Here is a 25,754-nt window from a genome sequence, read left to right as displayed (position 1 = left end):
CAGCGACCAGTACCCGCCCCCGTGGCGAATGTCCATCTCACCAGTCGGTCCCGCAGTGCCGAGGCCCTCCCGGCCGCGGGGCAGGCAACAGCCATTTCACCGTCCGATGGGCACACTCGGGTGCGCCAGGCTTGAGATATCGTCGATGCCGAGCCACTGATCGCAGCCCCGGGGAATGATGACCGACCAGCCGAACGCGAACCCTGCCCAGCCCGGCGCCGTAGGGGCGGACCGGCTGGCGCCACGGCCGCTTGAGCGGCCCGCGGTCGATCCGGCGCAGACCGCGGTGTTCGGCCGTCCGCACGGGGTCGAGGGCGCGTTCGACAAGCTCTACACTCCGCAGCCGAACAGTAACGCCGGCAACGGTTTCGACCTCGCCCCGCCGCCTCCGGAATCGCTCGCCGAGGCGTTCCGCCGTCCGCCGGGGGCCGAGGACGTGCTGTTGCAGCGGCCGCTCGAAGCGACCGGCGAAGCACCCGAGCCGGAGGAGCCGCTGTGGACCGATCAGCGGGATCCGTGGCGGGATCCGGGTTCCGGGGCGGTGCTGGCCGGTCCGGCGGTGACCGCCGAGGACTCCGCGGAGGAGTCCGGGACCCGGCCCGGCGGGGCTTTGCTGAGCCTGCCCGAGGTGCTGTTCGGCCGCCGGGTCAAACCGCGGGCGCTCGCCCTGCTCGGCGTGCTGGCGCTGCTCGTCGGCGCGGTCGGCGGGCTGGTCTCCTGGTGGCTGGCCGACACCGGTTCCTCGCTCACCGGCAGCGCCACGATTTCCGAGGCGGAGGCGGCCAAGGAACGCCCGCCCGGTTCGCTGGCCGACATCGCCAAGCGGGTCTCGCCCGCGGTCGTCTCGCTCGAGGTGGTCAAACCCGGCGCGGACGCCGGGGAACAGGGCTCCGGCGTGGTCATCGACCCGCAGGGCTACATCCTCACCAACGAACACGTGGTGACCTCCGCGAGCGGGGACTCCTCGGTCAAGATCACCGCGATCTTCAACGACGGCACCCGCACCGCGGCCAAGCTCGTCGGCGCGGACCAGAAGACCGACCTCGCGGTGGTCAAGGTCGCGGTGACCAACCCGGTGGTGATGCAGCTGGGCAAGTCGGCCGACCTGCAGGTCGGTGACGCGGTGATCGCGGTCGGCTCGCCGCTGGCCCTGCAGAACTCGATCACCTCCGGCATCGTCAGCGCCCTCGACCGGCCGGTCACCGCGGGCGGGGACAACGGCGCGCCGCCGGTCACCTACGAGGCCATCCAGACCGACGCGGCGATCAACCACGGCAACTCCGGGGGCGCGCTGGTCGATGCGACCGGGGCGCTGGTCGGCATCAACTCGGCGATCCGCTCCTCGAGCGCGGACGGCGGCAGCATCGGCATCGGCTTCGCCATCCCCAGCGACTACGCGGTCAAGATCGCCAAGGAACTGATCGCGCACGGCAAGGTCGTGCACGCCGACATCGGCGTCAACGCGGCCAGCGTGGCCGGATCCACCAGCATGGGCGCCCAGGTGCAGAACGTCGTCCCGAACGGTCCGGCCGCCGCGGCCGGGATCAAGGAGGGCGACGTGATCACCAAGGTCGGCGACCGGCTGGTGCGCGATTCCGCCGAGCTGACCGTGGCCGTGCGCAACCACGACCCCGGCACGGTGGTGCCGGTGCAGCTGGCCCGCTCCGGCGCGCTGCTCGTCGTGGACGTGACTCTCGGCAGCGACTGACCCACTTCGTCGGCCGCACGAGCTGTGCGGGGACTCTTCACAGCCTGCCGGATCTGGGCCGGGCGCGGGTATCCTGAGCAGGCCAGCACCGAGCGGAGGTTCACGGGTGTTCGACAGCATCGGCTGGGGCGAGATTCTCGTCCTCATCGTCGCCGGTCTCTTCATCCTCGGTCCCGAGCGGCTGCCCGAGGCGGCCGCCTGGATGGCCCGCAGCGTCCGCAAGGTCCGCGAGTTCGCCACCGGCGCGCGCGAGCAGCTGCGTGAGGAGATGGGCCCGGAGTTCGACCAGCTCCGCAAACCGCTGGAGGATCTGCGCGGGCTGCGCAACTTCGACCCGAAGCGGGTCGTCACCCAGCACCTGTTCGACGGCGACGCGGATCCGCTCGGCCTGAACTCGATCAACGGCACGAACGGCTCGAACGGCAGCCCCGCGATCAAGCCGCAGAGCAGCGTGCCGCAGCCGGAGCCGCTCAAGCCGGGGGAGCGTCCGCCGATCGACCCGGACGCCACCTGAGCCGTGCTCCCGGGCAGCTGAAGCGGGCCTGACCAGGCTGGGTAGCCTCAGGGCACAAGCTTCAACCGACCCTGGAGGTTCCTGAGATGTCACGTCGTGCGGCTGCGCTGGCCGGGACGATCGCGGCGGCCGCCCTGGTGGTGGCCGGGTGCAGTGCCGACGACGAGCCGAGCACCGCGCCGCCCGCCACGTACACGTCGGTCCCCGCCCCGGCCGCCCTGTCGTCCGCGGCCCCCTCGAAGGAGGCGGGCAGCGCCTCCGGAGAACAGGCGAACGTCAAGCGGGGCGCGAACACCGGCCAGCCGGGCGTGGACGTGCTGATCACCGTCGAGTACACCGCCGGCAAGGTCACCCCGCCGGCCGGTGCGGTCGACGTGCAGGTCGGCGACCACGTCAAGGTCCGGGTGAGCGTCGACCAGCCGCAGACCGTCGACGTGCAGGGCCAGCCGGACAAGACCACCGCCGTGCAGCCCGGCGAAGCCGAGGACATCGACTGGAAGGTGGCCAAGGCCGGGGACACCCGCGTCACGCTGAGCGGGCCGGGCACTGTGCTGACCACTGTGCACGCGGCCTGACCACGGACAGCCTCAAGCTGTGAAGGGACCCTTCACGGACTCAGAGTCCGTGAAGGGACCCTTCACGGACCTTCGGTCCCGGGCCGCGACCGCTCAGCGGCCGGCGGGGGTGACGTTCAGCATCATCCCGGCCAGGCCGCGGGCCCGGACCGCGAGCTGCCTCGCCGCGTCCTTGAGGACCTGCGAGGCGGGCGCGTCCGGTTCGGCGAGCACCAGCGGGGTGCCCTCGTCGCCCTGTTCCCGCAGTCGCGGGTCGAGCGGGACCTGGCCCAGCAGCGGGACCCTCGAGCCCACCGACTTGGACAGCGAATCGGCCACGGTCTGCCCGCCGCCGGCGCCGAACACCTCGATCCGTTCGCCCGAGGGTGTTTCCAGCCAGGACATGTTCTCGATCACGCCGGCCACGCGCTGCCGGGTCTGCATGGCGATCGCCCCGGCGCGCTCGGCCACTTCGGCCGCGGCCTGCTGCGGGGTGGTGACCACCAGGATTTCCGCGTTCGGGATCAGCTGTGCCACCGAGATCGCGATGTCGCCGGTGCCCGGCGGCAGGTCCAGCAGCAGGATGTCGAGATCGCCCCAGAACACGTCGGCGAGGAACTGCTGCAGGGCGCGGTGCAGCATCGGGCCGCGCCACACCACCGGCGCGTTGCCCGGGGTGAACATGCCGATCGAGATCACCTTCACGCCGTGTGCCTGCGGCGGCATGATCATCTTCTCGACCTTGGTCGGCTTCTCCCGCGCGCCCAGCATGCGCGGGATCGAGTGCCCGTAGATGTCCGCGTCCACCACACCGACCGACAGCCCGCGCTCGGCCATCGCGACCGCCAGGTTCACCGTGACCGAGGACTTGCCCACCCCGCCCTTGCCCGAGGCCACGCAGTACACCCGGGTCAGCGAACCCGGCTGCGCGAACGGGATCACCGGCTCGGCCGCGTCGCCGCGCAGGGACTTGCGCAGTTCGGTCCGCTGCTCGTCGCTCATCACGTCCAGCTCGACCCGTACGTCCGTCACGGCGGGGAGCTTCGCGACCGCCTTGGTGGTGTCCTTGGTCAGCGTCGCCTTGAGCGGGCAGCCCGCCACGGTGAGGTAGATGCCGACGGTGACCACGCCGTCCTCGCCGATCACCACGTCCTTGACCATGCCGAGGTCGGTGATCGGCTTTTTGATCTCCGGGTCGTACACGTCCTTCAGCGCGGTGCGGACGTCTTCGACGCTGGGGAGCTGCTGTGTACCAGTCACAGAACCCATGGTACGTACCGGTATCCGCCCGCCGTTTTCACGCCTGTTTCGCCTTGCGCGGCTTCGTGTTCACGGTCAGGTCGTCGCGCAGCCGGTCCAGTTCGCTGCGCAGGTAGTCGCGGGTGGCCACTTCGCCGATGGCCAGCCGCAGTGCGGCCAGCTCCCGTGCCAGATACTCCGTGTCCGCCTTGGTCTGCGCCGCCCGGGAACGGTCTTCCTCCAGCGAAACGCGGTCGCGGTCGTCCTGGCGGTTCTGCGCCAGCAGGATCAGCGGTGCGGCGTACGCGGCCTGCGTGGAGAAGACCAGGTTGAGCAGGATGAACGGGTACGGATCCCAGCGCAGCGACAGTGCGGCCAGGTTGAGCACGATCCAGACCACGACGACCAGCGTCTGCCAGAACAGATACTTGCCGGTGCCGAGGAACCGCGCGACTCGTTCGGTGAACCTGCCGAAGGTGTCCGGATCGATGTTCAGCCGCAGGCGGGCCTGGCTGCGCGGCTGGTCGAGCCGTCGGCCGGTGGACAGTTCAGGCACGGTCGGCCTCCTCGGGGTCGGCTGGTCCGGCGGGGGTATCGGGGTCGACCGGATCGACGGCGGAGGTCAGGCCGAAGTCGTGCAGCCCGGTCTCGCGCCAGTCGTCGGGCAGCAGGTGGTCGAGGACGTCGTCCACGGTGACCGCGCCCAGCAGGTGGTCCTCCGGGTCGACCACCGGTGCGCAGGCGAGGTTGTAGGCGGCGAAGTAACGCGTGACCTCCGCCAGCGGCGCTTCCGGCCGGAGTGCGGTGAGGTCGGTGTCCACCGCGGACGCGACCAGCTCGGCCGGCGGGTCGCGCAGCAGCCGCTGGAAGTGCACGACGCCGACGAACCGGCCGGTCGGGGTCGCGGTGGGCGGACGGCAGACGAAGATCATGGTCGCCAGCGCGGAGGGCAGATCCGCGTTGCGGATGTGCGCCAGCGCTTCGGCGATGGTGGCGTCCGGGGTGAGCACCACCGGTTCGGGGGTCATCAGCCCGCCCGCGGTGTCCGAGGAGTACGCGAGCAGCCGCTTGACCGGTGCGGACTCTTCGGGCTCCATCAGTTCCAGCAGCCGCCTCTGCTCGGCCGGGGCCAGTTCCGCGAGCAGGTCCGCGGCGTCGTCCGGGTTCATCGCTTCGAGCACGTCCGCGGCCCGTTCCTCGGGCAGGTGGCCGAGGAGTTCCTTCTGGTCGTCCTCGGGCAGCTCCTCGATCACGTCGGCGAGGCGTTCGTCGTCCATCGCCTCGGCCACCTCGTGCCGGCGCTTGAGCGGCAGATCGCGCACGGTGGCCGCGATGTCCACCGCCCGCATCGTGTCGAACAGCATCAGCAGCTGACCGGCGCCCTGAGGCTGGCCGGTCAGGTCGGTCAGGCCGAGCCCGGCCACTTCGTTCCAGGGCAACACCTGCATTGCCGCGCGGCGCCGGCTCAGCGTCAGCCGGGTGGACCGTTCGCGTACGGCGAGCTTCGCCAACACCCAGTCCCGGGTGCGGGTGGGCTCCATCGCGGCATCGGCGATGGTCACGCGGGTGGTGCCGTCGGTGCGCATCGCGTGGGCGTCGAGCAGCTGGCCGCACACCAGCACCTCGTTGGGTCGCAGGGTGAAGTGGCGCATGTTCACCGAACCGGTGGCGAGCGTGACCGCGTTCGGCTCGATCGAGGTGACCCGGAGCATCGGCACGAACACCCGGCGCCGGGTCGCCAGCTCGACCACCAGCCCGAGCACTCGGGGCGGCTGCTGGTCCAGCCGCAGCCCGGCGACCACGTCGCGGACCTTGCCGATGGACTCGCCATCGGGCCCGAACACCGGCAGACCTGCCAGTTGAGCTGCGAAGACCCGGTTACCCGCCATGGCGCCGACACTATCGGCTGGCGTGCGGATCCGCTCGTGACGGCGCCCGGCGTTCTCTCAGTCAGGACTTCAGCGCCCAGCGGGTCAAAGCGGGCAAGTACGCGGCGGCGGGCCCTTCGTCGCCGAGGTCCCCGGTGTCGCGCAGGTCCTCGGCGAACCACAGCCGGTTTTGCACCGCGCGCACCAGCGTCCAGGCTTTCGCGCGGGCCGGGTCCAGTCCACTCGCGGCCAGCTTGTCGTCCAATGTGGACTCGTCGAAGCGGTTCCACAGGAAGGAGAACGATCCGTACTCCAGGTCGCCGGCGATCGGCTTCGGGTCGATCACCAGCCACGGCTCGCGGGTGCCCGCCAGCACGTTCTCGTAGTGCAGGTCCTCGTTGGCCAGCAACGATGCGGACGCCGGACCGAAGTCACGGCAGGCTTCGAGCGCCGCGTCCAGCTCCCGGCGCGGCAGCGGGCGGCCGAGGTCCTGCCAGCTCCGGGGCAGCTCCGCCTGGAGCCGTTCCGCTTCCGCGGCCACCGAACGGGTCAGCTCGGCCGGGGCGGGCACCGCGAGCCGGCGGGCCAGCTCGCTGAGCACCTCGACCGCGGGGAGCAGTGGTTCACCGTGCAGGGTGCGGGAATCGTCCAGCCGTTCCAGCAGCAGCACTCCGTGTTCGGGCGCGGATTCCAGCAGCAGCACCGCACCCTGGCCGGCCCATGTGGACAGTGCGAGCGGCTCGTCCCGGGATTCTTCATGCGGCCAGCCGAGTTTGAGCATCACCCGGCTGCCGTCGGCCCGGCGCGCGGGCTGGACGACCCCGGCGAATCCGTGCCGTGCGTGGTCCTCGAACTCCAGCCCCCATTCGCGGGCGAACCGCTGCGCGAGTGCGGGCAGTTCGGCGAGCCACGGCGCCGATTCGGGGCCGAGTACGCGGGGTGCGCGGGCGGCGAAGGCAGGCGGGATTCGCAGTGGGGGCACGGCTTCATCTTCGCCGGATAGGCAACTCGTTTCCCCGCCCGCCTCACGCGCGTACAGTAGGTGAACAGGGGTTCCGCGAACCCGGGAGCTGTCATGATCGTCGAGATTGCCAGCGCAGCGGTCGTCGCGGGCGGGCTGTGGCTCGCGTCCGCGGTCCGCGTGGTGAAGCAGTTCGAGCAGGGCCTCGTGTTCCGGTTCGGCCGGGTCCGGCCGCAGGTGCGCGGACCGGGTCTGGTCATCCTGACGCCGATCGCCGACCGGCTGCAGAAGGTGAACATGCAGGTCGTCACCATGCCGGTCCCCGGGCAGGACGGGATCACCCGGGACAACGTGACGGTGCGGGTGGACGCGGTGGTGTACTTCAAGGTGGTCGACCCGGTGCTGGCCGCAGTGCACGTGCAGGACTACGGCGCCGCGATCGGGCAGGTCGCGCAGACCTCGCTGCGCTCCATCATCGGCAAGAGCGATCTGGACGATCTGCTGGCCAACCGGGAGCGGCTCAACCAGGGCCTGGAACTGATGATCGACAGCCCGGCGCTGGGCTGGGGCATCCACATCGACCGGGTGGAGATCAAGGACGTCGCGCTGCCGGAGTCGATGAAACGGTCGATGTCCCGCCAGGCCGAGGCCGAACGCGAACGCCGGGCACGGGTGATCTCCGCGGACGGCGAACTGCAGGCCTCGCACAAACTCGCCCAGGCCGCCGCGACGATGGAATCGACTCCGGCCGCGTTGCAGCTGCGTCTGCTGGAGACCGTGGTCCAGGTGTCCGCGGAGAAGAACTCCACGCTGGTGCTGCCGTTCCCGGTGGAGCTGTTGCGCTTCCTCGACGCGCGCACTGAAGAAGCGACCGCGACGCCGAGGCCGCGTACGGAGAGCGACGCGCTGCCTGGTGATTAGCGGTCGAAGTAGCTCGTGTCGAAGTAGCCTGTCGCGCCCAGGATCCCGACCGTGATCCCGAAGCTCACGTAGAGCGCTATGAACGCGTAGCCGACCGCGATGGCGGCCAGCGCCATGCCGCGCCCGCCTGCTTCGCCGCGGTTGGCTTTGGACAGTGCGATGTGGCCCAGGATGACGCCGGGGAGGGCGAGGAGACAGGTCAGTATCCCGACGAGCGAGCAGACGAGCGCGCCGATGGCGAGCCCGGTGTTCTGCTCCGGCGGTAGACCGTAGGGCTGGTACGGCTGGCCGTGCGCGGGATAACCGCCAGCCGCCGGTGGGTACGGGCTGACGGCGGGGTAGCCGGGCTGCCCGTACGCCGGTGGCTGACCGAGGCTGCCGTACGCGGGTATTCCGCTGGGGTCGGATCCGGGCACGTGGTAACCGGTCGGGGTGCTGCCCGGGGTGACGAAACCGGGCTCCGGGGCGGTCCAGCCGGAGGGCGGCATCGGAACGGCGGCGGGGGGCTGTGCGGGCTCGGCGGCAGGCGGCGTGGCATCGGGCTTCGCGGACGACGTGGGTTCACCGGGCAGGGATGGCGGAACGACAACGGACTCGGCGGCCGACGGTACCGCGGGCTCGGCGGTCGGCGGCGGCTCGAACGGGGCCGGTTCCGCGGTCGCGGGAGGCTCGAAACCGGTCGGTTCGGCGGTGGCCGGCGGGTCTTCGCGGCCGGGCGGGTTCGGCGGGTTCGTCATCGGGGATTCCTCGGGTGCGGGTGTGCGGGCCTCAGCGGAAGACCCCGGACGTGGACAGTGCGTGCAGGATCCATGCAATCACGATCCCCCACACGACGAGCGCGCCGTATCCGACGACGAATCCGGCGACCGCGACCGCCCCGGCCGGGGCGCGTCCGCGCCGGGCCCTGGCGTGCGCGATGTGTCCCATCACGATTCCCGCCACGGCCAGCGGTGCGCACAGCACGAACCCGGCGATCGAGCACACCAGCGACGCGGTCGCCAGGCCCGGTCCGGGTGGCGGACACTGCGGCGGGTAGGGCTGGTGCTCGAAGGACGGGGGTTCGTAACCGTCGTCGCCCTCGGTCATCGTCGTCTCCCCGAATCGGCTCGAACGGCACCCTAACCGGCGAAACGACGGCGCAGTGCCGCACCCCGGACGGCCCCGGAAGATCGTCATCGGCCCTGGCCTGCCGCAGGCCGGACGGGGCGAGACGGCGGTTCGCACGGTTCGCCGGTTCTTGACAAGATGGGTCCTTCGGACGGTACGAGTGCGCAGGTGATGATGTGAGCAGTCCCCTTGGTGGCCGGCGGTCGGCCGGGCCGCCGCGGCTCCCGACGCCGCCCACCGGCTGGCCGATCGCCTCGTACGGCACCTACGGCGAGGCGCAGCAGGCGGTGGATTACCTCGCGGAGAACGAGTTCGAGGTCGGCGACGTGACCATCGTCGGGGTGGATCTGATGCTGGTGGAACGGGTGCTCGGCCGGTTGTCCTGGGGCCGGGTGCTCGGCGCGGGGGCGATGTCGGGTGCCTGGTTCGGCCTGTTCGCCGGGTTGCTGCTCGGGCTGTTCGTGAACCACGGGTTCGCGCTGCAGATGATCACCGGGCTGGTGCTCGGGGTCCTGTCCGGACTGGCGTTCGCCGCGATCGGCTACCGGATGTCCCGCGGCCGCCGCGATTTCTCCTCCGCGAGCCAGCTGGTCGCGGGCCGCTACGACGTGCTCTGCCAGCCCCGCACCGCCGAACGCGGCCGGGAACTGCTGGCCAAGCTCTCCCTGGGGCCGACGGCCGGTGATGCCTGAGCACACCAGGAGGAAGCTCGAATTCTTCCTGCGGACGCTATTCAGGCCGTTTGGCGGTAACAGCGCCGAATCGAAACCGGTACCTGTTGCGGGTGGTGCACCCTCGGCATAAGTTGTCCGGCACCGGTCGGACGGCGGCGTGCTGCCAGGGGTGTGGTGAGAACGCGCCGCGCAATGCGGTCCTGAGGAGGCTTCGATGGGGAAGTACCGGTCCGGGCGTTCGCCTGCCCGGGCGATGGCAGGGCTGGGTGCCGCACTGGTGGCATCCGGCCTGATTGCCGGATGCGGATCGAGTTCCGGGCTGAAAATCAACGTATACTACTCGCCCGAAGACCATTTTCAGTCTGTTGTGGACAACTGTAACAAGGCGGCGGGCGGGCAATATCAGATCGTCTACAACAAGCTCCAGCGCGGTTCCGACGATCAGCGGATCCAGATGGCCCGCAGGCTGGCCGCCGGCGACGACTCGATGGACGTGCTCGGTCTCGACGTGACCTGGGTCCCGGAGTTCGCCCAAGCGGGCTGGATCGACGAGTGGAAGGGGGCGGACAAGGCCGCGGCCTCCGCCGGGGTCCTGGCAGGTCCGCTCAAGACCGCCACCTATCAGGGAAAACTCTACGCGGCGCCGAAGAACACCAATATCCAGCTGCTCTGGTACGACGACCGGATCACCCCGCGCCCGCCGAAGACCTGGGCCGAGATGATGCGGATGTCCCAGCAGCTCAAGGGTGCGCACAAGCCGTACTCGATCGTTTTCACCGGCGCGCAGTACGAAGGCCTGGTGGTCGTCTACAACACCCTCGTCGAATCGCTCGGCGGGCACATTCTCTCCGACGACGGCAAATCCGTGGTGATGGACGAGGGCGCGGTGCAGGCACTGCAGCTGCTCAAGCAGGTCACGTCGAGCGGGATCACCGATCCCTCGCTGACCAACCAGAAAGAGGACGACGTCCGGCGGAGCTTCCAGCGCGGGGACGCCGCGTTCGAGCTGAACTGGCCGTTCGTCTACGCCTCCTACGCCGAGGAGCAGCCGCAGGATCTGGCGCACTTCAAATGGGCGGTCTACCCGGAGGCGAAGCCGGGCACCCCGGCCAGGACAACGATCGGTGGTTACGATCTCGCGGTGAGCAGCCTCTCGAAGCACAAACCGGAGGCCTATGCCGCGGCATTGTGCCTGCGCAGTGCGGAGAATCAGAAGTATTCCGCGATCAACGACGGGGTGCCGCCGACCATCGAATCGGTCTATCACGACGATCGGCCGCTTGATCCGGGTAAGCCCGCATCCGCGGACAATCCGAACATGGCCGTGAAATACCCGATGCGCGAGACCATTCTCGACGCGTTGAGGACCGCCGCGCTGCGCCCGCTTTCCCCGGCGTACCAGAACGCGTCCACGGTGATGTCGAAGGTGCTCTCCCCGCCGTCCGAGATCGATCCGCGGGCGACCGCGGACAAACTGCGTGAGCAGCTCGACGACGCGCTCCAGTCGAAGGGGGTGATCCCGTGACCGTTCAGGATGCCACTACCGGCGCCGCGCCGGCGACCCATCGCAAGGGCAAGCCCGTGCTGTCGGAAGGGAAGAAGGCCGAACGGCGTCTGGGGCTGTGGCTGTGCGCCCCGGCGTTCCTGGTGATGATCGCGGTGACCGGCTATCCGATCGTGTATTCGATCTGGCTGTCGCTGCAGCGTTACGACCTGCGTTTCCCCGCGCAGCACGAGTTCATCGGCTTCGCCAACTACGCCGCGGTGCTCACGAATTCCTATTGGTGGACCGCGTTCGGCACGACGATGTTCCTCACCGTGGTGTCGGTGGTGATCGAGTTCGTGCTCGGCATGGCGCTCGCGCTGATCATGCACCGCACCCTCGTCGCCCGCGGGCTGGTGCGCACCGTCGCGCTGATCCCGTACGGCATCGTCACGGTGGTCGCGGCGTTCTCGTGGTACTTCGCGTGGACGCCGAAGACCGGGTACCTGGCGGACATGCTGGCCTCCGGCGCGGCGCCACTGACCGATCAGTGGCCCTCGCTGTTCATCATCGTGGCCGCCGAGGTCTGGAAGACCACGCCGTTCATGGCGCTGCTGCTGATGGCCGGGCTGGCACTGGTGCCCGAAGATCTGCTCAAGGCCGCCGCGATGGACGGGGCCACCGCCTGGCAGCGGTTCACCAAGGTGATGCTGCCGGTGATGAAGCCGGCGATTCTCGTCGCGTTGCTGTTCCGCACGCTCGACGCGTTCCGCATCTTCGACAACATCTACGTGCTGACCAACGGCGCGCAGGACACCGGTTCGGTCTCGATGCAGACCTACGACAATCTGGTGAAGGGCCTCAACCTCGGTATCGGCTCGACGATGGCGGTGCTGATCTTCCTCACGGTGGCGATCATCGCGTTCCTTTTCATCAAGGTGTTCGGCACCGCGGCACCGGGTTCGGACAACGGGGGTAAGCGCTGATGGTCATGGGTGGTGCGGTCACGACCGGCCGCAAGATCCGCTGGGGCCTGGTGGACCTCCTCGTCGTGGTGTTCGCACTGGTCCCGGTCCTGTGGGTGGTGTCGCTCTCGTTCAAGACGAAGGCCACGCTCAGCGACGGCAGTTTCTTCCCGAAGGAATGGACGCTCAAGAACTACGCGGACATCTTCCAGACAACGGAGTTCCTGAGCGCGCTGGTGAACTCGATCGGCATCGCGGTGATCTCGACCGTGATCGCCGTGACGCTCGGCACGATGGCGGCCTACGCGATCGCGCGGCTGGATTTCCCAGGCAAGAAACTACTCGTCGGGCTCTCGCTGCTGATCGCGATGTTCCCGCAAGTATCGCTGGTCACCCCGCTGTTCAACATCGAACGTGGCCTGGGTCTGTTCGACACCTGGCCGGGGCTGATCCTGCCGTACATCACTTTCGCGCTGCCGTTGTCGATCTACACGCTGTCCGCGTTCTTCCGGGAAATCCCGTGGGAGCTGGAAAAAGCGGCGAAGATGGACGGGGCCACGCCGGCGCAGGCGTTCCGGAAGGTGATCGCGCCGCTGGCCGCGCCGGGTGTGTTCACCACCGCGATCCTGGTGTTCATCCTCTGCTGGAACGACTTCCTGTTCGCCATCTCGCTGACGTCCACGGACGCCTCGCGCACGGTGCCCGCGGCGTTGTCGTTCTTCACCGGGTCCTCGCAGTTCGAGGATCCGGCCGGCCAGGTGAGCGCGGCCGCGGTCGTGATCACCGTGCCGATCATTGTGTTCGTGTTGTTCTTCCAGCGTCGCATCGTGGCGGGGCTGACGTCCGGTGCGGTGAAGGGCTGAGGCATGGCTGAAATCGTTCTCGACAAGGTTTCCAAGCGTTATCCCGACGGCGCGCTCGCGGTGTCCGATGTGGACATCACCATTGCGGACGGCGAGTTCATCATCCTGGTGGGCCCGTCCGGCTGCGGGAAGTCGACCACGCTGAACATGGTGGCCGGTCTGGAGGACATCTCCGGCGGCGAGCTGCGCATCGACGGCGAGCGGGTCAACGAGAAGGCGCCGAAGGACCGGGACATCGCGATGGTGTTCCAGTCCTACGCGCTGTACCCACACATGAGCGTGCGGGAGAACATGGCCTTCCCGCTCCGGCTGGCCAAAGTGGACGACGCCACGGTGCGGGCGAAGGTGGAGGAGTCGGCGCAGATCCTGGATCTGACCCAGCACCTGGACCGCAAGCCGTCGAACCTTTCCGGCGGCCAGCGGCAGCGTGTGGCGATGGGGCGGGCGATCGTGCGCAGCCCCAAGGCGTTCCTGATGGACGAACCACTGTCCAATTTGGACGCTAAGCTGCGCGGACAGATGCGCACGTCGGTGTCGAAGATCCAGAAGCAACTCGGCACGACGACGCTGTACGTCACGCACGACCAGACCGAGGCCATGACCCTCGGCGACCGGGTCGTGGTGCTGCGCGGTGGGTACGTGCAGCAGATCGGTGCGCCGCAGTTCCTCTACGACAACCCGGCGAACCTGTTCGTGGCGGGCTTCATCGGTTCACCGTCGATGAACTTCGTCCCCGCGACGCTGGAGAACGGGGAGATCCGCAGCGCGCTGGGCACGGCGCCGCTGTCGGACCGGGTCCGCCGGCTGGCCGAGGCGGCCGACGCGCCCCGCGAGGTGCTGATGGGTATCCGCCCGGAACACTTCGAGGACGCGTCGCTGGTCGATTCCGCGCGCCAGGGTGCGGAGTTCACGGCGCACATCGACGTGCTGGAGTCGATGGGCTCGGAGAAGTTCGCCCACTTCACCGTCGAAGGTGCGGTCGCCAGCTCCGCGGAGTTGCAGGAACTGGCCGCGGACAGCGGTTCGGCCGAGGTACCCGGCGCGGAGTCGCTCATCGTGGCCCGCCTGTCCGCCGAGTCGGCCGCGACGGAGAACGCGGATGTCTCCCTCTGGTACGACGCGGACAAGATCAAGCTGTTCGACCCAAGCAGCGGGACGAACCTCACCTACACCGAGTAGGTCTGTGAAGGGTCCCTTCACGGACTCTGAGTCTGTGAAGGGACCCTTCACAGCGTTAGGGGATCTTCGCGAACACGGCCTCGGCGGCGGCGCGAGCTGCGGGGCAGGCGGCATCGCCGCCGGAGCCGGTGGTGTCCACGACGCTGACGGTGATCTGTTCCGCGCGTCCCGCGGTCGCGGGGGAGGGCTGCACCGCACGCGCCCGGCAGAAAGCGCCGTCGGATGTGACACGGGCGTTGCGGCCGCCGAGGGTCTCGGCGGGGCCGGTCGGCGCCTGCTTCACCACGGCGAAATCCACGCTCACCTTGCCGCGGATGCACGAGTGGCCGGTCATCCCGCCGGCCGTCTGCGTGTCCGCGCCGCTGGCCGCGTCCAGGTCGTGGGATTGCAGCAGGGCGCAAGCGTCGACGCGGCCCCAAGACCGATCGGGGAACCGCGCGTGCCGCACCCGGCCGCCGGTCAGCGCGGTCATCACGCCGTCGACGACCGTATCCGTGCGGGCGCAGCGCTGATCGGCGTCGCCGCCGGAAAGGGTTACCGACAGGCGGGTACCTTCGGCGAAAGTGATTGTGCGGGCACAGGTCTCTGCTGGGGCGAAGTTGCTCTGCTGCACCGTGATGCCGTCCGGGAGCCGGCCCGCATAGGCGTACGGCTGGATGTTCGGGTCGCGGTCGGCGGCCAGCGGCCCGACGGTGACGGAGCCTTGGCGGCCGTTCTGCACGAAATCCGCCTGACAGCCGGTGAACGACGAGTCCGGCGTGGCGACGGTGCTCCTGGCCAGCCGCGTGGTGTCGAGCAGGCTGCAGTAGTCGAGCGTGCCGAAGTCGCCGAGCGCGCTCACCGCGGTGAGCGGAGCCGGCGAGTCGGGGGCCGCGGCGGGTTCAGCGGCACAGCCGGCGGCGCAGGCGGTGATCAGCAGGGCGCCGAGGGCGACGATGGGGTTGCGCACGGGGTGCAGTATCGCGGTCGGTGGTGCAAAAGCCAGCCCGGACGGGCAAATCCCATCCTCCGCTACGTCATCACCGCTGGTCGGCGGGAAAACCGCGGGAAACCCGGAGCCCGCCCCAGGGTCGCCGACCCGACCCCTAGGGGCTCGAATGGGCCCCGGGAGCGATGTGCGGGCCACCCGCCCCGTGATGGCATGGCGGTAGCAGAACAACGGGAGGGGAAGACGATGACGGCACCTGTCACCACACCAAGACTGAGCCGGCCGCGTGGCGACCGCATGATCGGCGGAGTGTGCGCCGGGCTGGCCCGCAGGTTCGGCATCAAGACGGGCACGATGCGGCTCATCGCCGTGCTGTCCTGCGTGCTGCCCGGTCCGCAGTTCGTCGCCTACCTGATCCTCTGGGCGATCATACCCGGCGAATAGCCTTTCCAGCGGGGAAGTCGGAGCGGTCTGTCGGGGGCTGCTCCGGCTTTCGTTTTGCCGGTCAGCTCTGCTGATGCCGTGGCTGACGCCAGTTGCACATCACCTGGTCGATCACGTCCAGCGGCAGCCCGGGGCAGGGCAGATCGCTCGCTCTGCCCGGTTCGGCGCGGAGGCCGTCGATCAGCAGCGCCATGCAGCGGCGCCAGGCGTGTGGCTCCGCATGCGCGGTGTACTCGGTCACCGCGCCGATCATCTGGTTCAGCAACGGCAGATCGGTCGGCACGAGATCCGCGCGCAGCTGCCCGGCGGCCTGTGCCCGCTCCATCAGCTGCGTGACCAACGGCACTATCCGGGCCTTCGCCTCGGCGACGTGCTCGTGGCCGAACGCGTTGGACAGCAGAATGTCGCGCAGCCCACGGTCGTCGGTGTGCAGTTCCGCGGTCTGCCACAGGAAATCGACGAAGCCCTGCCACGGGTCGGTGGCGTGCAGCGCCTTCCGCGCGAGTTCGCCCATCTCGTCGAGGCGTTCCGCGAACATGGCCTCGACCAGGTGTTCCTTGCCGGGGAAGCGGCGGTAGACGGTGCCGACCCCGAGGCCGGCGTGATGGGCGATGTCGTCGAGGGTGGCGTCCAGACCACGACGGCCGAAGATCACCCTGGCGGATTCGAGGATCCGCCGCCGGTTGCGTTCGGCGTCGCGGCGCAGCGGCCGCGGCGCCGCGACGGCCGGCGCTTCCTCTGTCATGTCGCCCAGGTTACCAAAAGAAGTCGAGACATCATCTCCGGTTCTTGTGTACCGTGACTCAGGCAAGGGGAGGCACTTACTCCACATATCACCGCAACCACTCTGCGTGAGGAAACCCATGACCGAGCCCACGGCCACTCTCGATCGCCCGGGGGAGGGCGATCCGGCCGCGAACCCGCATCATTCCCGGCGCTGGATGATCCTGGTGATGATCGGGATCGCCCAGCTGATGGTCGTGCTCGATTCGACCGTCGTGAACATCGCCCTGCCGTCCGCGCAGGTAGACCTCGGTTTCTCCAACGATGCCCGCCAGTGGGTGGTCACCGCATACGCGCTCGCGTTCGGCAGCCTGCTGCTGCTCGGCGGCCGTCTCGCGGACCTGTTCGGCCGCAAGCCGGCGTTCCTCGTGGGGCTGGCCGGCTTCGCCGCGGTGTCCGCGGTCGGCGGCCTCGCGGGCAACATCGAGATGCTGCTGATCGCCCGCGCCGCGCAGGGGGTCTTCGGCGCGCTGCTCGCGCCGGCCGCGTTGTCCTTGCTCACCACCACGTTCACCGACCCGAAGGAACGCGGCCGCGCGTTCGGCGTGTACGGCGCGATCGGTGGCGGGGGCGCCGCGGTCGGCCTGCTGCTCGGCGGGGTGCTCACCGAGTATCTCGACTGGCGCTGGTGCATGTTCGTGAACATCGTCTTCGCCGGCATCGCCTTCATCGGCGGTATGGTGCTGCTGCGCGGCAAGGGGGCCGACGGCCCGCGGCCGAAGCTGGACCTGCCCGGCACGGTCACCGCCTCGGGTGGATTGTTCGCGCTCGTCTACGGATTCTCCAACGCCGAGCACGGTTCCTGGGGCTCGCCCTCGGTGTGGGGCTTCCTGCTCGTCGGCGTGCTGCTGCTGGTCACCTTCGTGGTGCTGCAGCAGCGGGTGCGGCATCCGCTGCTGCCGCTGCGGGTCCTGCTCGACCGGGACCGCGGTGGTTCCTACCTGGCGATGTTCCTGCTCGCCATCGGAATGTTCGCGATCTTCCTGTTCCTCACCTTCTACGTGCAGCAGAACCTGCACTTCACGCCGATCCAGAGCGGGCTGGGCTTCCTGCCGATGGTGGCCACGCTGATGATCGCCGCGACCACCGCGACCAGCATGCTGCTGCCCCGGTTCGGGCCGAAACCCCTGCTGCCGACCGGCATGCTGGTCGCCGCGGCCGGGTTGTTCTGGCTCAGCGGCATCGACGTGGGCAGCACCTTCGCCGGAGGCGTGCTCGGCCCGCTGATGGTGACGGGCGCCGGCATCGGCCTGGCCATGGCGCCGGCGATGAGCGTGGCGACGCTCGGTGTGGCGACGCGGGACGCCGGGGTCGCCTCGGCCGCGGTCAACACGATGCAGCAGGTCGGCGGTTCCATCGGCACCGCGCTGCTGAGCACGATCGCGAGCAACGCCGCAGCGTCCTTTGTGGTCGGTCGGGCGCCTGCCCCGCAGCTCGCCGCGGAGGCCGCGGTGCACAGCTACACCATGGCGTTCACCTGGGCCGCGGGGATCTTCGCCGTCGGCGGGGTGATCACCGGTCTGCTGCTGCGGCCGGGTGTGCCGAGCCGGCAGCCGGCCACGGCCGCCGTGCACATGTGACCACAGGGGTTGCCGCCGCGTCGCGGTGGTGGCCGATCGGGGGCTGAACCGGCCGCCTTCCGCAGTCCGCGGGAGGCGGCCGGTTCTCGTTCCGAGGAGGTGGTCTGTACCATCCTGGCGCGCGCGTCGATTGTGGACAGTCCTGGGTGCGACCGAAACCCGGTGGTGTCAGTTCATCCCGTGTGCGAACCCGGGATTGGCGGCGATCACGGCGACGATGCCGACGATCCAGGCGAGGGTGAGCGTCAACGCCCAGAACTTGAGGTTGGTCAGCATGGGGGACTCCTGTCCGGTTACCGGGGAGGGGGAACGGGGACCGCGGGGCGGCTACAACCAGCCGTTCTTCCGGAATATTCGGTACAGCAGCAGGCAGATCCCGAGGATCACGGTGACCGTGATCGGATAGCCGAACTGCCAGTGCAGCTCGGGCATGTAGTCGAAGTTCATGCCGTAGATGCCCGCGATCATGGTGGGCACCGTGATGATCGCCGCCCACGCGGTGATCTTGCGCATGTCGGTGTTCTGCTGCAGCGAGATCTTCGCGACCGTGGCCTCGACCAGGGTGCTCAGCAGTTCGTCGAACGCGGCCACCCGCTCGGATACGGTCGCGAGGTGGTCGGCCACGTCGCGGAAGTAGGAGCGGACCTCGTCGGGCACCAGCCGGGTGTAGCCCTCGGCCAGCCGCGAGACCGGGGTGGCCAGCGGCATCACCGCGCGGCGCAGCTCCAGCACTTCCCGCTTCATCAGGTAGATCTGCTCGGCGCTGACCTGCGAGCGCGGGGCGAACACCTGCGCCTCGATCTCGTCGATGTCCGATTCGATCCGGCTGGTCACGTCCAGGTAGTGGTCGACCACGTGGTCGGCGATGGCGTGCACCACCGCGGCCGGGCCCAGTGCCAGCCGCTCCTGGTCGGAGTCCAGGTCACGGCGCAGCCGGGCCAGCCCGGAGTGGTTGCCGTGCCGGACGGTGATCGCGAAGTCGCGGCCGAGGAACACCATCAGCTCGCCGGTCTCCACGATCTCGTTGGCCGTGGTCGGCGACTCGTGCTCCACGTAGCGGACCGTCTTGAGCACCAGGAACAGCGTGTCGTCGTAGCGCTCCAGCTTCGGCCGCTGGTGGGCCTCCAGCGCGTCCTCCACGGCCAGCTCGTGCAGCCCGAAGGTCTCCGCGATGCCCTGGATCTGCTCGGAGTCGGGTTCGTGCAGGCCGATCCAGACGAACCCGGCGTGGCGCCGGCGCACCTCCTTGATCGCCTCGGCGTGCGTCCAGCGGCCGGGCAGCCGTTCGCCCTCGACATACACCGCGCAGTCGACCACGTAGGCCGACAGCGGGACCGGGATCGGCCGCTCGGGGGTGGCCTTGGCCCGGTTGTTGCCACGGCCGCGAAGGCCGCCGAGCGAGGGAATGGCAGGCATGGGTACTCCTGGGCTGACGTCGTGGAAACGCGACTGACGACGGCCAGGCGGACTGGAGCGTCCGTCCGGCAGCACCGCGTTCCGACGAACGCCTACCGGGAGAAAGCCGGTACGGCCGGCGAGGCGGGAACGCGGGGACTACTAGGGAGCGGACTATCACCACTGCTCATGGTCGGTTCCTCACCTCCGTTCGGCCGGGGCACGCGAGGCGTGCGAAGTGGCTAGGCTCGCGTTGACGCGCGATCTACCGATGGCCGAGGGTACTCCTCGCCACGGATACGTGTCGCACCTGGCTCGTCAGGCGTTACCGTCGACAACGCCGTGAAGGGTCCCTTCACGGACTGTGAGGCCGTGAAGGGACCCTTCACCACCTTTGGGGCAGCAGCGGAAAGAGGAGCACGGGTGGCCATCGCCCTGGAGAAGATCAAGCAGACCCTGCGCACGTTCGCCGAAGTGGAAGCGCGCGGCGTGTCCCCGCTGTACGACCACCTCGCCACCCACGCGGCGGAGGACGACGACGTCGCCGGGCTGCTCACCGGCGCCCGCGGCGGCGAAGCGCGCGGCACCCTGCTGCTCGCCGTCGCGCACCGGCTGGTCCAGGCCGACCCGATCCACCCGCTGTCGCGGTACTACCCGTCGGTGGGCGGGTTCGACGGTGTCGACGGGGAGACCTGGCCGCTGTTCCGGTCGTTCCTGCTGGAGCGCGCGGACCGGGCCCGCGAGCTGATCGCGGCGAGGTACACCCAGACCAACGAGGTCCGCCGCGCTGCCCTCGTGTACCCGGCGGTGGCTGCGGCGGCGAAGGAAGCGGGCGGCAAGATCGCCCTGCTGGAGGTCGGCTGCAGCGCGGGCCTGCTGCTCGGCCTGGACCGTTTCGCCTACCGCTACCAATGCGACGGCGGCGAACAACTGGTGGCCGGCCCGGCGAAGGCCGCCGTCGGCCTGCACTGCGCGCTTGACCTGGCACCCGGCGCGGTATTGCCGAAGCTGCCGAAGAAGATCGCCGTCGCCGCGCGCCTGGGCCTGGACCGAGCCCCCGTCGACCTGTCGGACGAAGACGAACTGGCCTGGCTGGAAGCGTGTGTCTGGGCCGATCAGGTGGACCGCATCCGCCTGCTCCGCACCGCGGCCGCCGAACAACGTAAACACGCGCCCGACCTGCACGCCGGCGACGCCGTGGACGACCTTGCCGAGGCTGCCGCGGCGCTCCCGGCGGAGCTGCCCCTCGTCGTGCTGACCAGCCACGCGCTGGCCTATCTCGGCGACCGCCGGGAGGATTTCGTCGCCGAGGTCGGCCGCCTGGCCGGGCAACGGCCGGTGTGGTGGGTGAGTCAGGAGTTCTACCGCGCCGGGCTGGAACTGGTCCTGCCCGGCCGGGAGGACCTGGCCGCCGGCCCGGCGGGTGCTGCCGGTGAGCCGCAGCAGGCCGTCCTGGGCCTGACGACGTGGTCCGACGGGAACCCGGCCGCACGGGCACTGGCCCGGACCACCCCGCACGGCCAGCGGATGACCTGGCTGGGCTGAGCTTGCGGGCCGGTCGGCCGACCCGTCCCCCCGCAACCCGGACCGGCCGTGTCGTGTCCGACCCACCGGCCCCTGCTGTAGCGCACGTCACATTCACCCCATCAGTCACACCCCGCTGACGGCGCCACCGGAGACCTGCCGGGGCGGCCGCAAGATCACGGGATGCGCATACGGTGATGCCGAATACCGGACTGCCCGCATTTTCCGTGCTCATCCGCCGTATTCCGGGATTCGGTCACCCCGGAATACGGCCGGGGCTTTACGAGTGCAACCGAGGGGAATCCGAAAACTCCGCTGCCGGCTACGTTCGAGGCAGGGCATCCCAATCACGCAGGGTCACGAATAGTTGGTCCGTCAGGAGGCCTGCTTTGTGCAAAGCAACCAGTTCGGCCGAGTCGGTCCAGCGCGCGTCGTCGGCATCGTCGCCTGCTGTGAGCGGCCCGGGCGAGACAGCGCATTCGTAGTCGGTGATCTCGTAGTGACCACGGACTACGGTGCCGATCGGTGTGTGCGGAGTCACGTGCAGGCCGGTCTCCTCGCGGAGCTCGCGAATGACCGCCTCGGTGTCCGTTTCACCCGGTTCCACCCGTCCGCCGGGGAGCGACCAGAGGCCCTTGCCGGGCTCGTGCCCGCGCCGGATGAGCAGCAGTCTGCCCAGGTCGTCGTACGCGATGCCGCCGACGCAGCGTTCGAGGGGCGCCATGCGGCGACGGTAGCCCACCTCGGGGGCCGGAGGAGTCTGTACACGGAGAGTAGCCATACGCTACACTTCGAGCGCCTTGCTGACCCATGCGCGGGACTTTGCTCCCGTGTAGGTGGTGAGTGCGGTACAACGTAGAAAGTCAGTTTCCTGGTGCCATCGTAAGAGGCGGGATTGATCGCTGTGAACGTGAAGAAGCTTGCGGGCCTCGTAGGTATCGCGTTGGTGCTGTTCTTCGTGATCGCTCAGCCCAGCCACGCTGCGGGGCTCGTCGGCAACATCGTCGACTTCCTTCGCTCCTCGGCCGAATCAGTGATCACCTTCGTCAGTAACGTCTTCCACTGACAAAGAGGGATACCCTCGGAGCATGTTCGCGCCACGCGACCCTGACGAGTACCTCCTCGACACGGAACGGCGGGTCATCCGGATCCGCCGGCACTGGGCCGTGCTGCTCTGGGACACCTTCGAGGCCGCCGCGCTGCTCGCGGTCTGTGTCCTCATCTCCTACCTGCTGCCACCGTCGATGTGGGTGGTGCAGAACGTCCTCTGGTACGTCGCACTGGTGGTCGTGCTGCGCTTCGCCTACGTGGTCGTCGAGTGGTGGGTCGAGCGGCTGGTGGTCACCGACAAACGGTTCGTGATGACCACGGGTGTGTTCACCACCAAGGTGCTGATGATGCCGATCAGCAAGGTCACCGACCTCACTTACCAGCGTTCGGCCTGGGGCCGGATGCTCGGATACGGCACCATGGTGGTCGAGTCCGCCGGGCAGATCCAGGCGCTCAACCGGATCGACTACCTGCCGCGGCCGGAGGAGTTCTACGACACCATCTCCGAACTGGTGTTCGGGGACAAGCAGAAGCAGGCCGAGCGGTTCTCGATGATCAAGGCGCAGCGCGCGGCCCGGGGCAAGAAGCTCGTCGGCTGACCCGTTCGTCCCAGGTACCGGCCGCAGTGCGGACCGGGGCATCATCGAGAATGGGTCCGATGCGCATCGATCTGCACGCCCACTCGACGGCCTCCGACGGTACCGACAGCCCGGCCGGGCTGGTCGCCGCCGCCGCGCGGGCCGGGCTCGACGTCGTCGCGATCACCGATCACGACACCACCGCAGGCTGGGCGCCTGCGGCCGCCGCGGTGCCCGCCGGGCTCACGCTGGTCCCGGGCGCGGAGTTGTCCACGGTGTCCGCCGACCCGGATACCGGCTACCCGATCAGCGTGCACCTGCTGGCCTACCTGTTCGATCCGACCGCTCCCGAGCTGGTTGCCGAGCAGGCGCGGCTGCGGGCCGAACGACGCACCCGGCTGCGCACGATGGCCGAGCGGATGGCCGCGGACGGCCTGCCGGTGGACGCGGATGAGGTCATGGGCCTGCTACCCGCGGATTCCCCGGCCGGCCGTCCGCACCTCGCGCAGGCGCTCGTCCGTGCCGGGCTCGTCGAGTCGGTGGACGAGGCGTTCGCGCGGTACCTGAGCGGCCGCAGCGGCTACTACGTGGCGCGGCGCGACACCCCGGTCGAAGAGGCCATAGACATGATCGCCGCGGCAGGCGGGGTCACCGTGATCGCGCACCCGTTCGCCTTCAGCCGGGGCGCCACGATCAGCGAGGACACCCTGCGCGGGCTCGCTCGCCGCGGCCTGACCGGGATCGAGGTCGACCACCCGAACCACGAGCGGGCGGCCCGGGCGCGCACCCGGGAGCTGGCGCTGGAACTCGGCCTGGTGCGCACCGGATCGAGCGATTACCACGGCACGAACAAGACGATCGCGCTCGGCCAGGAGACCACCGAGCCCGACCAGTTCGAGGACCTGATCGGGCGGGCCACCGGCTCCCAGGTCGTCAAGGGCTGAGATGGCGTTCTCGGACTTCTTCGACGCGAAGCTGTTCCTCAGCGCGACCATCACCCTCGTGGTCATCATGGACCCGCCCGGGACGGTGCCGGTGTTCCTGAGCCTCGTCGGGCGCAAGCCGATGGCCGTGCGGGCGCGGGCGGCGCGGCAGGCGGTGCTGGTCTCGCTGCTGGTCATCACGCTGTTCGCGGTGGCCGGGCAGGCGATTCTGGCCTATCTCGGCATCGGGATCCCGGCGCTGCAGGGCGCGGGCGGGCTGCTCCTGCTGCTCATCGCCCTGCAACTGCTCACCGGCAAGGACGGCGGTGAGTCCGAGGTCGCCGAGGACGTCAACGTCGCGCTGGTCCCGCTCGGTACGCCGCTGCTGGCCGGTCCGGGCGCCATCGCCGCGACCATCGTGTTCGTCCGGCAGGCCGATGGGCACGCCGGTGCCTACGTCGCGCTCGGGCTGGCGATCGTGGCGGTGCATTTCGTGCTCTACGCCTGTATGCGATTCTCCGGTCTGGTGATCCGGTTGATCAAGGAAAGCGGGATCACCTTGCTGGCCAAGATCGCCGGACTGCTGCTGGCCGCGATCGCGGTGGAACTCGTGGCGAATTCGGTGAAGGGCTTCATCTCCGGGGCGGGCTAGCCGTCCTGATCGGCCAGCCCCCTCCGGAAAGTGTCGGTGGTGGTGCGTAGCGTGGGGCCGGACCGAACGGGGGTGGCGTGAAAGAGCAACTGGGCTTCGATTTCGGGGTCGCACAACCACAGCGGCTGACCAAGGTGTCGCCGGCGCGATTGAGCACGTTCGACGACTGCCCGCGCCGGTACCGGCTGAGTTATCTGGACCGGCCGTCGCCGCAGCGCACCGGGCCGTGGGCGCACAGCACCCTGGGTGCGGTGGTGCACAACGCTTTGCGTGCGTTGTTCGACCTACCGGTGGGCAAGCGCACGCCGCAGCGTGCGATGGCGCTCGTCGGTGAGCACTGGAAAGACGCCGGGTTCGCCGACGAGGAGCAGGCCGCGCGGTATCGGGCACGGGCGAAGGGCTGGGTCGCGGAGTACGTCGAGGACCACGACGTGAGCCACGACCCGGTCGGCCTCGAACGGTGGGTGTCCGCACCGGTCAGCACGTCCGGCCCGGCACCGTCGATGATCATCGAAGGCCGCGCCGACCGGATCGACCAGCGGGGCGGCGAGCTGGTGGTGGTGGACTACAAGACCGGCCGCCGCCCACCGGACGAGCACGAGGCGCGCGCGTCCCAGGCGCTGGCGATGTACGCCGTCGCGTCGGCGCGCACGCTTCGCTTGCCGTGCACCAAAGTCGAGCTGCACCATTTGCCCACAGGCACCGTCGCGGCGGCCGAGCACACGTCGGAAACTTTGCGCAGGCATCTGGTACGCGCCGAGCAGACTGCCGGGGATCTCCGGCTCGCGACGGATACCCTGGACGCGGGCGGCGATCGAGACGAACTGTTCCCCGCCCGTCCCGAACGCCGCTGCGCCTGGTGCGACTTCCGCCCGAGCTGCGCGGCCGGCCGGGAGTACGGCCCGCCCGTGCAACCGTGGGACCTGCTCGCGCCCTAGCCACCCGCGACGACGATTGGACCCGACCACTGTGGCGTCATCCGACACCGAGGGCTTGACCGTCCCGCATCCTGCTGCTGCGCGCCCTGCGGGCCCGGGCACGGTGGAAGCGCGTGCCGGGGCGTCCGGTGGTGCGCGGGATTCCGTTGGTGGCGCCGGGGTTTCGGGTGCGGGGCGGCGCGGGCGCGTGGCCCGGGAGGATGCGGCGGGGGGCGTGCTGCCGGGTGATTTCGGTGTGGTGGCGTCGCGCGGCGGTTCGGTTGTCGAGGGTGTGTCCGGTGGTTCGGTGGCGGAGGTTGTGCCCGATGGTGTTGCGGGAGGCGATGGTTCGGTAGCTGGCACCCTGCCCGGTGGTGCGGTTGCGAACGGTGTGCCCGGCAGGTCGGCGGGGGTGAATCCGGGCCGCGGTGCTGAGGTGGAGCCCTTGTCCGGTGAGGTGGGTGCGGCGGGTTCGCCTGGGGGCGTGGAGAGCCTGATCTGCGCCGCGGAGGCGGCGAGTTCGTCCGGCAGGTCGGCTTCGGAAGGTATTCCCGGGAGTTTCGCTGCGGAGGGCTCGTCCGGTAATGCGGCGACCGGGGCCGGTCCCGGCTCGGTTTCCGGGGCTTTGCCCGATGCGGACGGTTCCCCCGCCGGTCAGGGGAAGCCGCGTGGGCGGTGGTGGCGCGGGTTCACCGGGTCGGTCGCCGCCGGGATGGCGGTGCTGGCGGTCGGGGTGCTGGCGGTCTGGGTGGTGTGCTGGGTGACCGGGGCGCCCGGGCCGGGCGTGCCGATGCTGGCCGGGCATCCGGTGGCCGCGGTCGCCGGGCTGGCGTTGCAGCGGGTGGCGGATCGGCGCAACGGGCGGGTCGCCGGGCTCGCCGGCGGTGGTGTGCTGGTCGTGGCGGTGGTGGCGTTGCTCGTGTTCTGGTGGGTGTGAGCGGCGC

28 protein-coding genes are annotated in these 25,754 nt (G+C 69.6%); 18 read left to right on the top strand and 10 right to left on the bottom strand.

All coding sequences use genetic code 11. The annotated features are described in order from the left end of the window. Window positions 1-178 precede the first annotated feature (178 nt). From D5S19_RS26165 to D5S19_RS26155, 3 genes are all read left to right on the top strand, one after another. Window positions 179-1,708: a S1C family serine protease gene (locus tag D5S19_RS26165; protein WP_120026029.1), complete on the top strand. Its 1,530-nt coding sequence runs from the start codon at window positions 179-181 to the stop codon at window positions 1,706-1,708. Between the two features lie 106 nt (window positions 1,709-1,814). Then, a complete protein-coding gene (tatB, locus tag D5S19_RS26160) occupies window positions 1,815-2,222 on the top strand; it encodes a Sec-independent protein translocase protein TatB (RefSeq protein WP_098511243.1) in 408 nt (135 codons plus the stop codon). Between the two features lie 86 nt (window positions 2,223-2,308). Beyond that, window positions 2,309-2,797, top strand: a complete 489-nt coding sequence (locus D5S19_RS26155; RefSeq protein WP_120026028.1) for a hypothetical protein — start codon at window positions 2,309-2,311, stop codon at window positions 2,795-2,797. A gap of 93 nt (window positions 2,798-2,890) precedes the next feature. On the opposite strand, the gene D5S19_RS26150 is transcribed toward D5S19_RS26155, so the two are convergent. The 4 genes from D5S19_RS26150 to D5S19_RS26135 form a co-directional block, all read right to left on the bottom strand. Next, entirely contained in the window at window positions 2,891-4,036 is a 1,146-nt protein-coding gene (locus D5S19_RS26150; protein WP_199730710.1) for an Mrp/NBP35 family ATP-binding protein, read from the bottom strand. Between the two features lie 37 nt (window positions 4,037-4,073). Next, window positions 4,074-4,571, bottom strand: a complete 498-nt coding sequence (locus tag D5S19_RS26145) for a DUF1003 domain-containing protein (RefSeq protein ID WP_120026026.1) — start codon at window positions 4,569-4,571, stop codon at window positions 4,074-4,076. Continuing rightward, window positions 4,564-5,904, bottom strand: a complete 1,341-nt coding sequence (locus D5S19_RS26140) for a magnesium transporter MgtE N-terminal domain-containing protein (protein ID WP_233574172.1) — start codon at window positions 5,902-5,904, stop codon at window positions 4,564-4,566. The genes D5S19_RS26145 and D5S19_RS26140 overlap by 8 nt, the downstream gene beginning before the upstream one ends. A 61-nt stretch (window positions 5,905-5,965) precedes the next feature. After that, the gene (locus D5S19_RS26135) at window positions 5,966-6,865 is read right to left on the bottom strand and encodes an aminoglycoside phosphotransferase family protein (RefSeq protein ID WP_120026025.1); all 900 of its coding nucleotides are present in this window, start codon (window positions 6,863-6,865) and stop codon (window positions 5,966-5,968) included. A gap of 93 nt (window positions 6,866-6,958) precedes the next feature. Between D5S19_RS26135 and D5S19_RS26130 the strand changes: the two genes are divergently transcribed. After that, window positions 6,959-7,765: a slipin family protein gene (locus D5S19_RS26130; protein WP_120026024.1), complete on the top strand. Its 807-nt coding sequence runs from the start codon at window positions 6,959-6,961 to the stop codon at window positions 7,763-7,765. On the opposite strand, the gene D5S19_RS26125 is transcribed toward D5S19_RS26130, so the two are convergent. Then, on the bottom strand, window positions 7,762-8,502 hold the full coding sequence (locus D5S19_RS26125; protein WP_120026023.1) for a DUF4190 domain-containing protein: 741 nt from the start codon (window positions 8,500-8,502) through the stop codon (window positions 7,762-7,764). The two genes, D5S19_RS26130 and D5S19_RS26125, sit on opposite strands and share 4 nt — an antisense overlap. A gap of 31 nt (window positions 8,503-8,533) precedes the next feature. Continuing rightward, a complete protein-coding gene (locus D5S19_RS26120) occupies window positions 8,534-8,851 on the bottom strand; it encodes a DUF4190 domain-containing protein (protein ID WP_120026022.1) in 318 nt (105 codons plus the stop codon). 197 nt (window positions 8,852-9,048) lie between these two features. On the opposite strand from D5S19_RS26120, the gene D5S19_RS26115 reads away from it, so the two are divergent. The 5 genes from D5S19_RS26115 to D5S19_RS26095 all read left to right on the top strand — a co-directional run bounded on the left by D5S19_RS26115 (window position 9,049) and on the right by D5S19_RS26095 (window position 14,036). Then, window positions 9,049-9,564 (top strand): general stress protein, encoded by a 516-nt coding sequence (locus tag D5S19_RS26115; protein WP_120026021.1) that lies wholly within the window; start codon window positions 9,049-9,051, stop codon window positions 9,562-9,564. 196 nt (window positions 9,565-9,760) lie between these two features. After that, window positions 9,761-11,071 (top strand): ABC transporter substrate-binding protein, encoded by a 1,311-nt coding sequence (locus D5S19_RS26110; RefSeq protein ID WP_120026020.1) that lies wholly within the window; start codon window positions 9,761-9,763, stop codon window positions 11,069-11,071. Then, on the top strand, window positions 11,068-12,015 hold the full coding sequence (locus tag D5S19_RS26105) for a carbohydrate ABC transporter permease (protein WP_120026019.1): 948 nt from the start codon (window positions 11,068-11,070) through the stop codon (window positions 12,013-12,015). Before D5S19_RS26110 ends, D5S19_RS26105 begins: the two co-directional genes overlap by 4 nt. Further along, entirely contained in the window at window positions 12,015-12,857 is an 843-nt protein-coding gene (locus D5S19_RS26100) for a carbohydrate ABC transporter permease (protein ID WP_120026018.1), read from the top strand. The genes D5S19_RS26105 and D5S19_RS26100 overlap by 1 nt, the downstream gene beginning before the upstream one ends. 3 nt (window positions 12,858-12,860) lie before the next feature. Next, window positions 12,861-14,036: an ABC transporter ATP-binding protein gene (locus D5S19_RS26095; protein WP_120026017.1), complete on the top strand. Its 1,176-nt coding sequence runs from the start codon at window positions 12,861-12,863 to the stop codon at window positions 14,034-14,036. A 55-nt stretch (window positions 14,037-14,091) separates the two neighbouring features. Here the strand turns inward: D5S19_RS26095 and D5S19_RS26090 are convergent, their stop codons facing one another. Further along, a complete protein-coding gene (locus tag D5S19_RS26090; RefSeq protein ID WP_233574171.1) occupies window positions 14,092-14,985 on the bottom strand; it encodes a hypothetical protein in 894 nt (297 codons plus the stop codon). A 225-nt stretch (window positions 14,986-15,210) separates the two neighbouring features. Here D5S19_RS26090 and D5S19_RS26085 point away from each other — a divergent pair, with 225 nt between their 5' ends. Beyond that, a complete protein-coding gene (locus D5S19_RS26085; RefSeq protein ID WP_120026016.1) occupies window positions 15,211-15,408 on the top strand; it encodes a PspC domain-containing protein in 198 nt (65 codons plus the stop codon). A gap of 61 nt (window positions 15,409-15,469) precedes the next feature. Here D5S19_RS26085 and D5S19_RS26080 read toward each other — a convergent pair whose 3' ends face one another. Then, the gene (locus D5S19_RS26080) at window positions 15,470-16,153 is read right to left on the bottom strand and encodes a TetR/AcrR family transcriptional regulator (RefSeq protein ID WP_120026015.1); all 684 of its coding nucleotides are present in this window, start codon (window positions 16,151-16,153) and stop codon (window positions 15,470-15,472) included. A 118-nt stretch (window positions 16,154-16,271) separates the two neighbouring features. Here D5S19_RS26080 and D5S19_RS26075 point away from each other — a divergent pair, with 118 nt between their 5' ends. Next, the gene (locus D5S19_RS26075; RefSeq protein WP_120026014.1) at window positions 16,272-17,771 is read left to right on the top strand and encodes an MFS transporter; all 1,500 of its coding nucleotides are present in this window, start codon (window positions 16,272-16,274) and stop codon (window positions 17,769-17,771) included. A 327-nt stretch (window positions 17,772-18,098) separates the two neighbouring features. Here the strand turns inward: D5S19_RS26075 and corA are convergent, their stop codons facing one another. Beyond that, window positions 18,099-19,187, bottom strand: a complete 1,089-nt coding sequence (gene corA / locus D5S19_RS26070) for a magnesium/cobalt transporter CorA (protein WP_120026013.1) — start codon at window positions 19,185-19,187, stop codon at window positions 18,099-18,101. A gap of 408 nt (window positions 19,188-19,595) precedes the next feature. Here corA and D5S19_RS26065 point away from each other — a divergent pair, with 408 nt between their 5' ends. Continuing rightward, window positions 19,596-20,711, top strand: coding sequence for a DUF2332 domain-containing protein (locus D5S19_RS26065; protein WP_120026078.1), 1,116 nt, complete (start codon window positions 19,596-19,598; stop codon window positions 20,709-20,711). A 301-nt stretch (window positions 20,712-21,012) separates the two neighbouring features. Here D5S19_RS26065 and D5S19_RS26060 read toward each other — a convergent pair whose 3' ends face one another. Continuing rightward, window positions 21,013-21,414 (bottom strand): NUDIX hydrolase, encoded by a 402-nt coding sequence (locus tag D5S19_RS26060; protein ID WP_120026012.1) that lies wholly within the window; start codon window positions 21,412-21,414, stop codon window positions 21,013-21,015. Window positions 21,415-21,594: 180 nt separating this feature from the next. Here D5S19_RS26060 and D5S19_RS26055 point away from each other — a divergent pair, with 180 nt between their 5' ends. From D5S19_RS26055 to D5S19_RS33350, 6 genes are all read left to right on the top strand, one after another. Beyond that, window positions 21,595-21,756, top strand: coding sequence for a hypothetical protein (locus D5S19_RS26055; RefSeq protein ID WP_199730708.1), 162 nt, complete (start codon window positions 21,595-21,597; stop codon window positions 21,754-21,756). A 22-nt stretch (window positions 21,757-21,778) separates the two neighbouring features. Continuing rightward, the gene (locus D5S19_RS26050) at window positions 21,779-22,339 is read left to right on the top strand and encodes a PH domain-containing protein (RefSeq protein WP_120026011.1); all 561 of its coding nucleotides are present in this window, start codon (window positions 21,779-21,781) and stop codon (window positions 22,337-22,339) included. A 59-nt stretch (window positions 22,340-22,398) separates the two neighbouring features. Then, window positions 22,399-23,262, top strand: coding sequence for a PHP domain-containing protein (locus tag D5S19_RS26045; RefSeq protein WP_407641792.1), 864 nt, complete (start codon window positions 22,399-22,401; stop codon window positions 23,260-23,262). A 1-nt stretch (window position 23,263) separates the two neighbouring features. After that, window positions 23,264-23,893: a MarC family protein gene (locus D5S19_RS26040; RefSeq protein WP_120026009.1), complete on the top strand. Its 630-nt coding sequence runs from the start codon at window positions 23,264-23,266 to the stop codon at window positions 23,891-23,893. A gap of 77 nt (window positions 23,894-23,970) precedes the next feature. Further along, window positions 23,971-24,831, top strand: coding sequence for a RecB family exonuclease (locus D5S19_RS26035; RefSeq protein WP_120026008.1), 861 nt, complete (start codon window positions 23,971-23,973; stop codon window positions 24,829-24,831). A gap of 424 nt (window positions 24,832-25,255) precedes the next feature. Continuing rightward, the gene (locus tag D5S19_RS33350) at window positions 25,256-25,747 is read left to right on the top strand and encodes a hypothetical protein (RefSeq protein WP_233574170.1); all 492 of its coding nucleotides are present in this window, start codon (window positions 25,256-25,258) and stop codon (window positions 25,745-25,747) included. Window positions 25,748-25,754 lie beyond the last annotated feature (7 nt).

This window comes from Amycolatopsis panacis, from assembly GCF_003600245.1.
In the GTDB taxonomy this organism is placed as follows: Bacteria; Actinomycetota; Actinomycetes; order Mycobacteriales; family Pseudonocardiaceae; genus Amycolatopsis; species Amycolatopsis sulphurea.
This window is presented reverse-complemented; position numbering and strand designations above follow the sequence as displayed.

What these genes read in the sequence shown, in the direction of transcription:
- D5S19_RS26125 (WP_120026023.1), bottom strand. Translation starts at nt 8,502, where the DNA reads ATGACGAACCCGCCGAACCCGCCCGGCCGCGAAGACCCGCCGGCCACC.
- D5S19_RS26155 (WP_120026028.1), top strand. Translation starts at nt 2,309, where the DNA reads ATGTCACGTCGTGCGGCTGCGCTGGCCGGGACGATCGCGGCGGCCGCC.
- D5S19_RS26130 (WP_120026024.1), top strand. Translation starts at nt 6,959, where the DNA reads ATGATCGTCGAGATTGCCAGCGCAGCGGTCGTCGCGGGCGGGCTGTGG.
- D5S19_RS26050 (WP_120026011.1), top strand. Translation starts at nt 21,779, where the DNA reads ATGTTCGCGCCACGCGACCCTGACGAGTACCTCCTCGACACGGAACGG.
- D5S19_RS26165 (WP_120026029.1), top strand. Translation starts at nt 179, where the DNA reads ATGACCGACCAGCCGAACGCGAACCCTGCCCAGCCCGGCGCCGTAGGG.
- D5S19_RS26140 (WP_233574172.1), bottom strand. Translation starts at nt 5,904, where the DNA reads ATGGCGGGTAACCGGGTCTTCGCAGCTCAACTGGCAGGTCTGCCGGTG.
- D5S19_RS26085 (WP_120026016.1), top strand. Translation starts at nt 15,211, where the DNA reads ATGACGGCACCTGTCACCACACCAAGACTGAGCCGGCCGCGTGGCGAC.
- D5S19_RS26095 (WP_120026017.1), top strand. Translation starts at nt 12,861, where the DNA reads ATGGCTGAAATCGTTCTCGACAAGGTTTCCAAGCGTTATCCCGACGGC.
- D5S19_RS26110 (WP_120026020.1), top strand. Translation starts at nt 9,761, where the DNA reads ATGGGGAAGTACCGGTCCGGGCGTTCGCCTGCCCGGGCGATGGCAGGG.
- D5S19_RS26040 (WP_120026009.1), top strand. Translation starts at nt 23,264, where the DNA reads ATGGCGTTCTCGGACTTCTTCGACGCGAAGCTGTTCCTCAGCGCGACC.
- D5S19_RS26060 (WP_120026012.1), bottom strand. Translation starts at nt 21,414, where the DNA reads ATGGCGCCCCTCGAACGCTGCGTCGGCGGCATCGCGTACGACGACCTG.
- D5S19_RS26100 (WP_120026018.1), top strand. Translation starts at nt 12,015, where the DNA reads ATGGTCATGGGTGGTGCGGTCACGACCGGCCGCAAGATCCGCTGGGGC.
- D5S19_RS26080 (WP_120026015.1), bottom strand. Translation starts at nt 16,153, where the DNA reads ATGACAGAGGAAGCGCCGGCCGTCGCGGCGCCGCGGCCGCTGCGCCGC.
- D5S19_RS26120 (WP_120026022.1), bottom strand. Translation starts at nt 8,851, where the DNA reads ATGACCGAGGGCGACGACGGTTACGAACCCCCGTCCTTCGAGCACCAG.
- D5S19_RS26045 (WP_407641792.1), top strand. Translation starts at nt 22,399, where the DNA reads ATGCGCATCGATCTGCACGCCCACTCGACGGCCTCCGACGGTACCGAC.
- D5S19_RS26075 (WP_120026014.1), top strand. Translation starts at nt 16,272, where the DNA reads ATGACCGAGCCCACGGCCACTCTCGATCGCCCGGGGGAGGGCGATCCG.
- corA (WP_120026013.1), bottom strand. Translation starts at nt 19,187, where the DNA reads ATGCCTGCCATTCCCTCGCTCGGCGGCCTTCGCGGCCGTGGCAACAAC.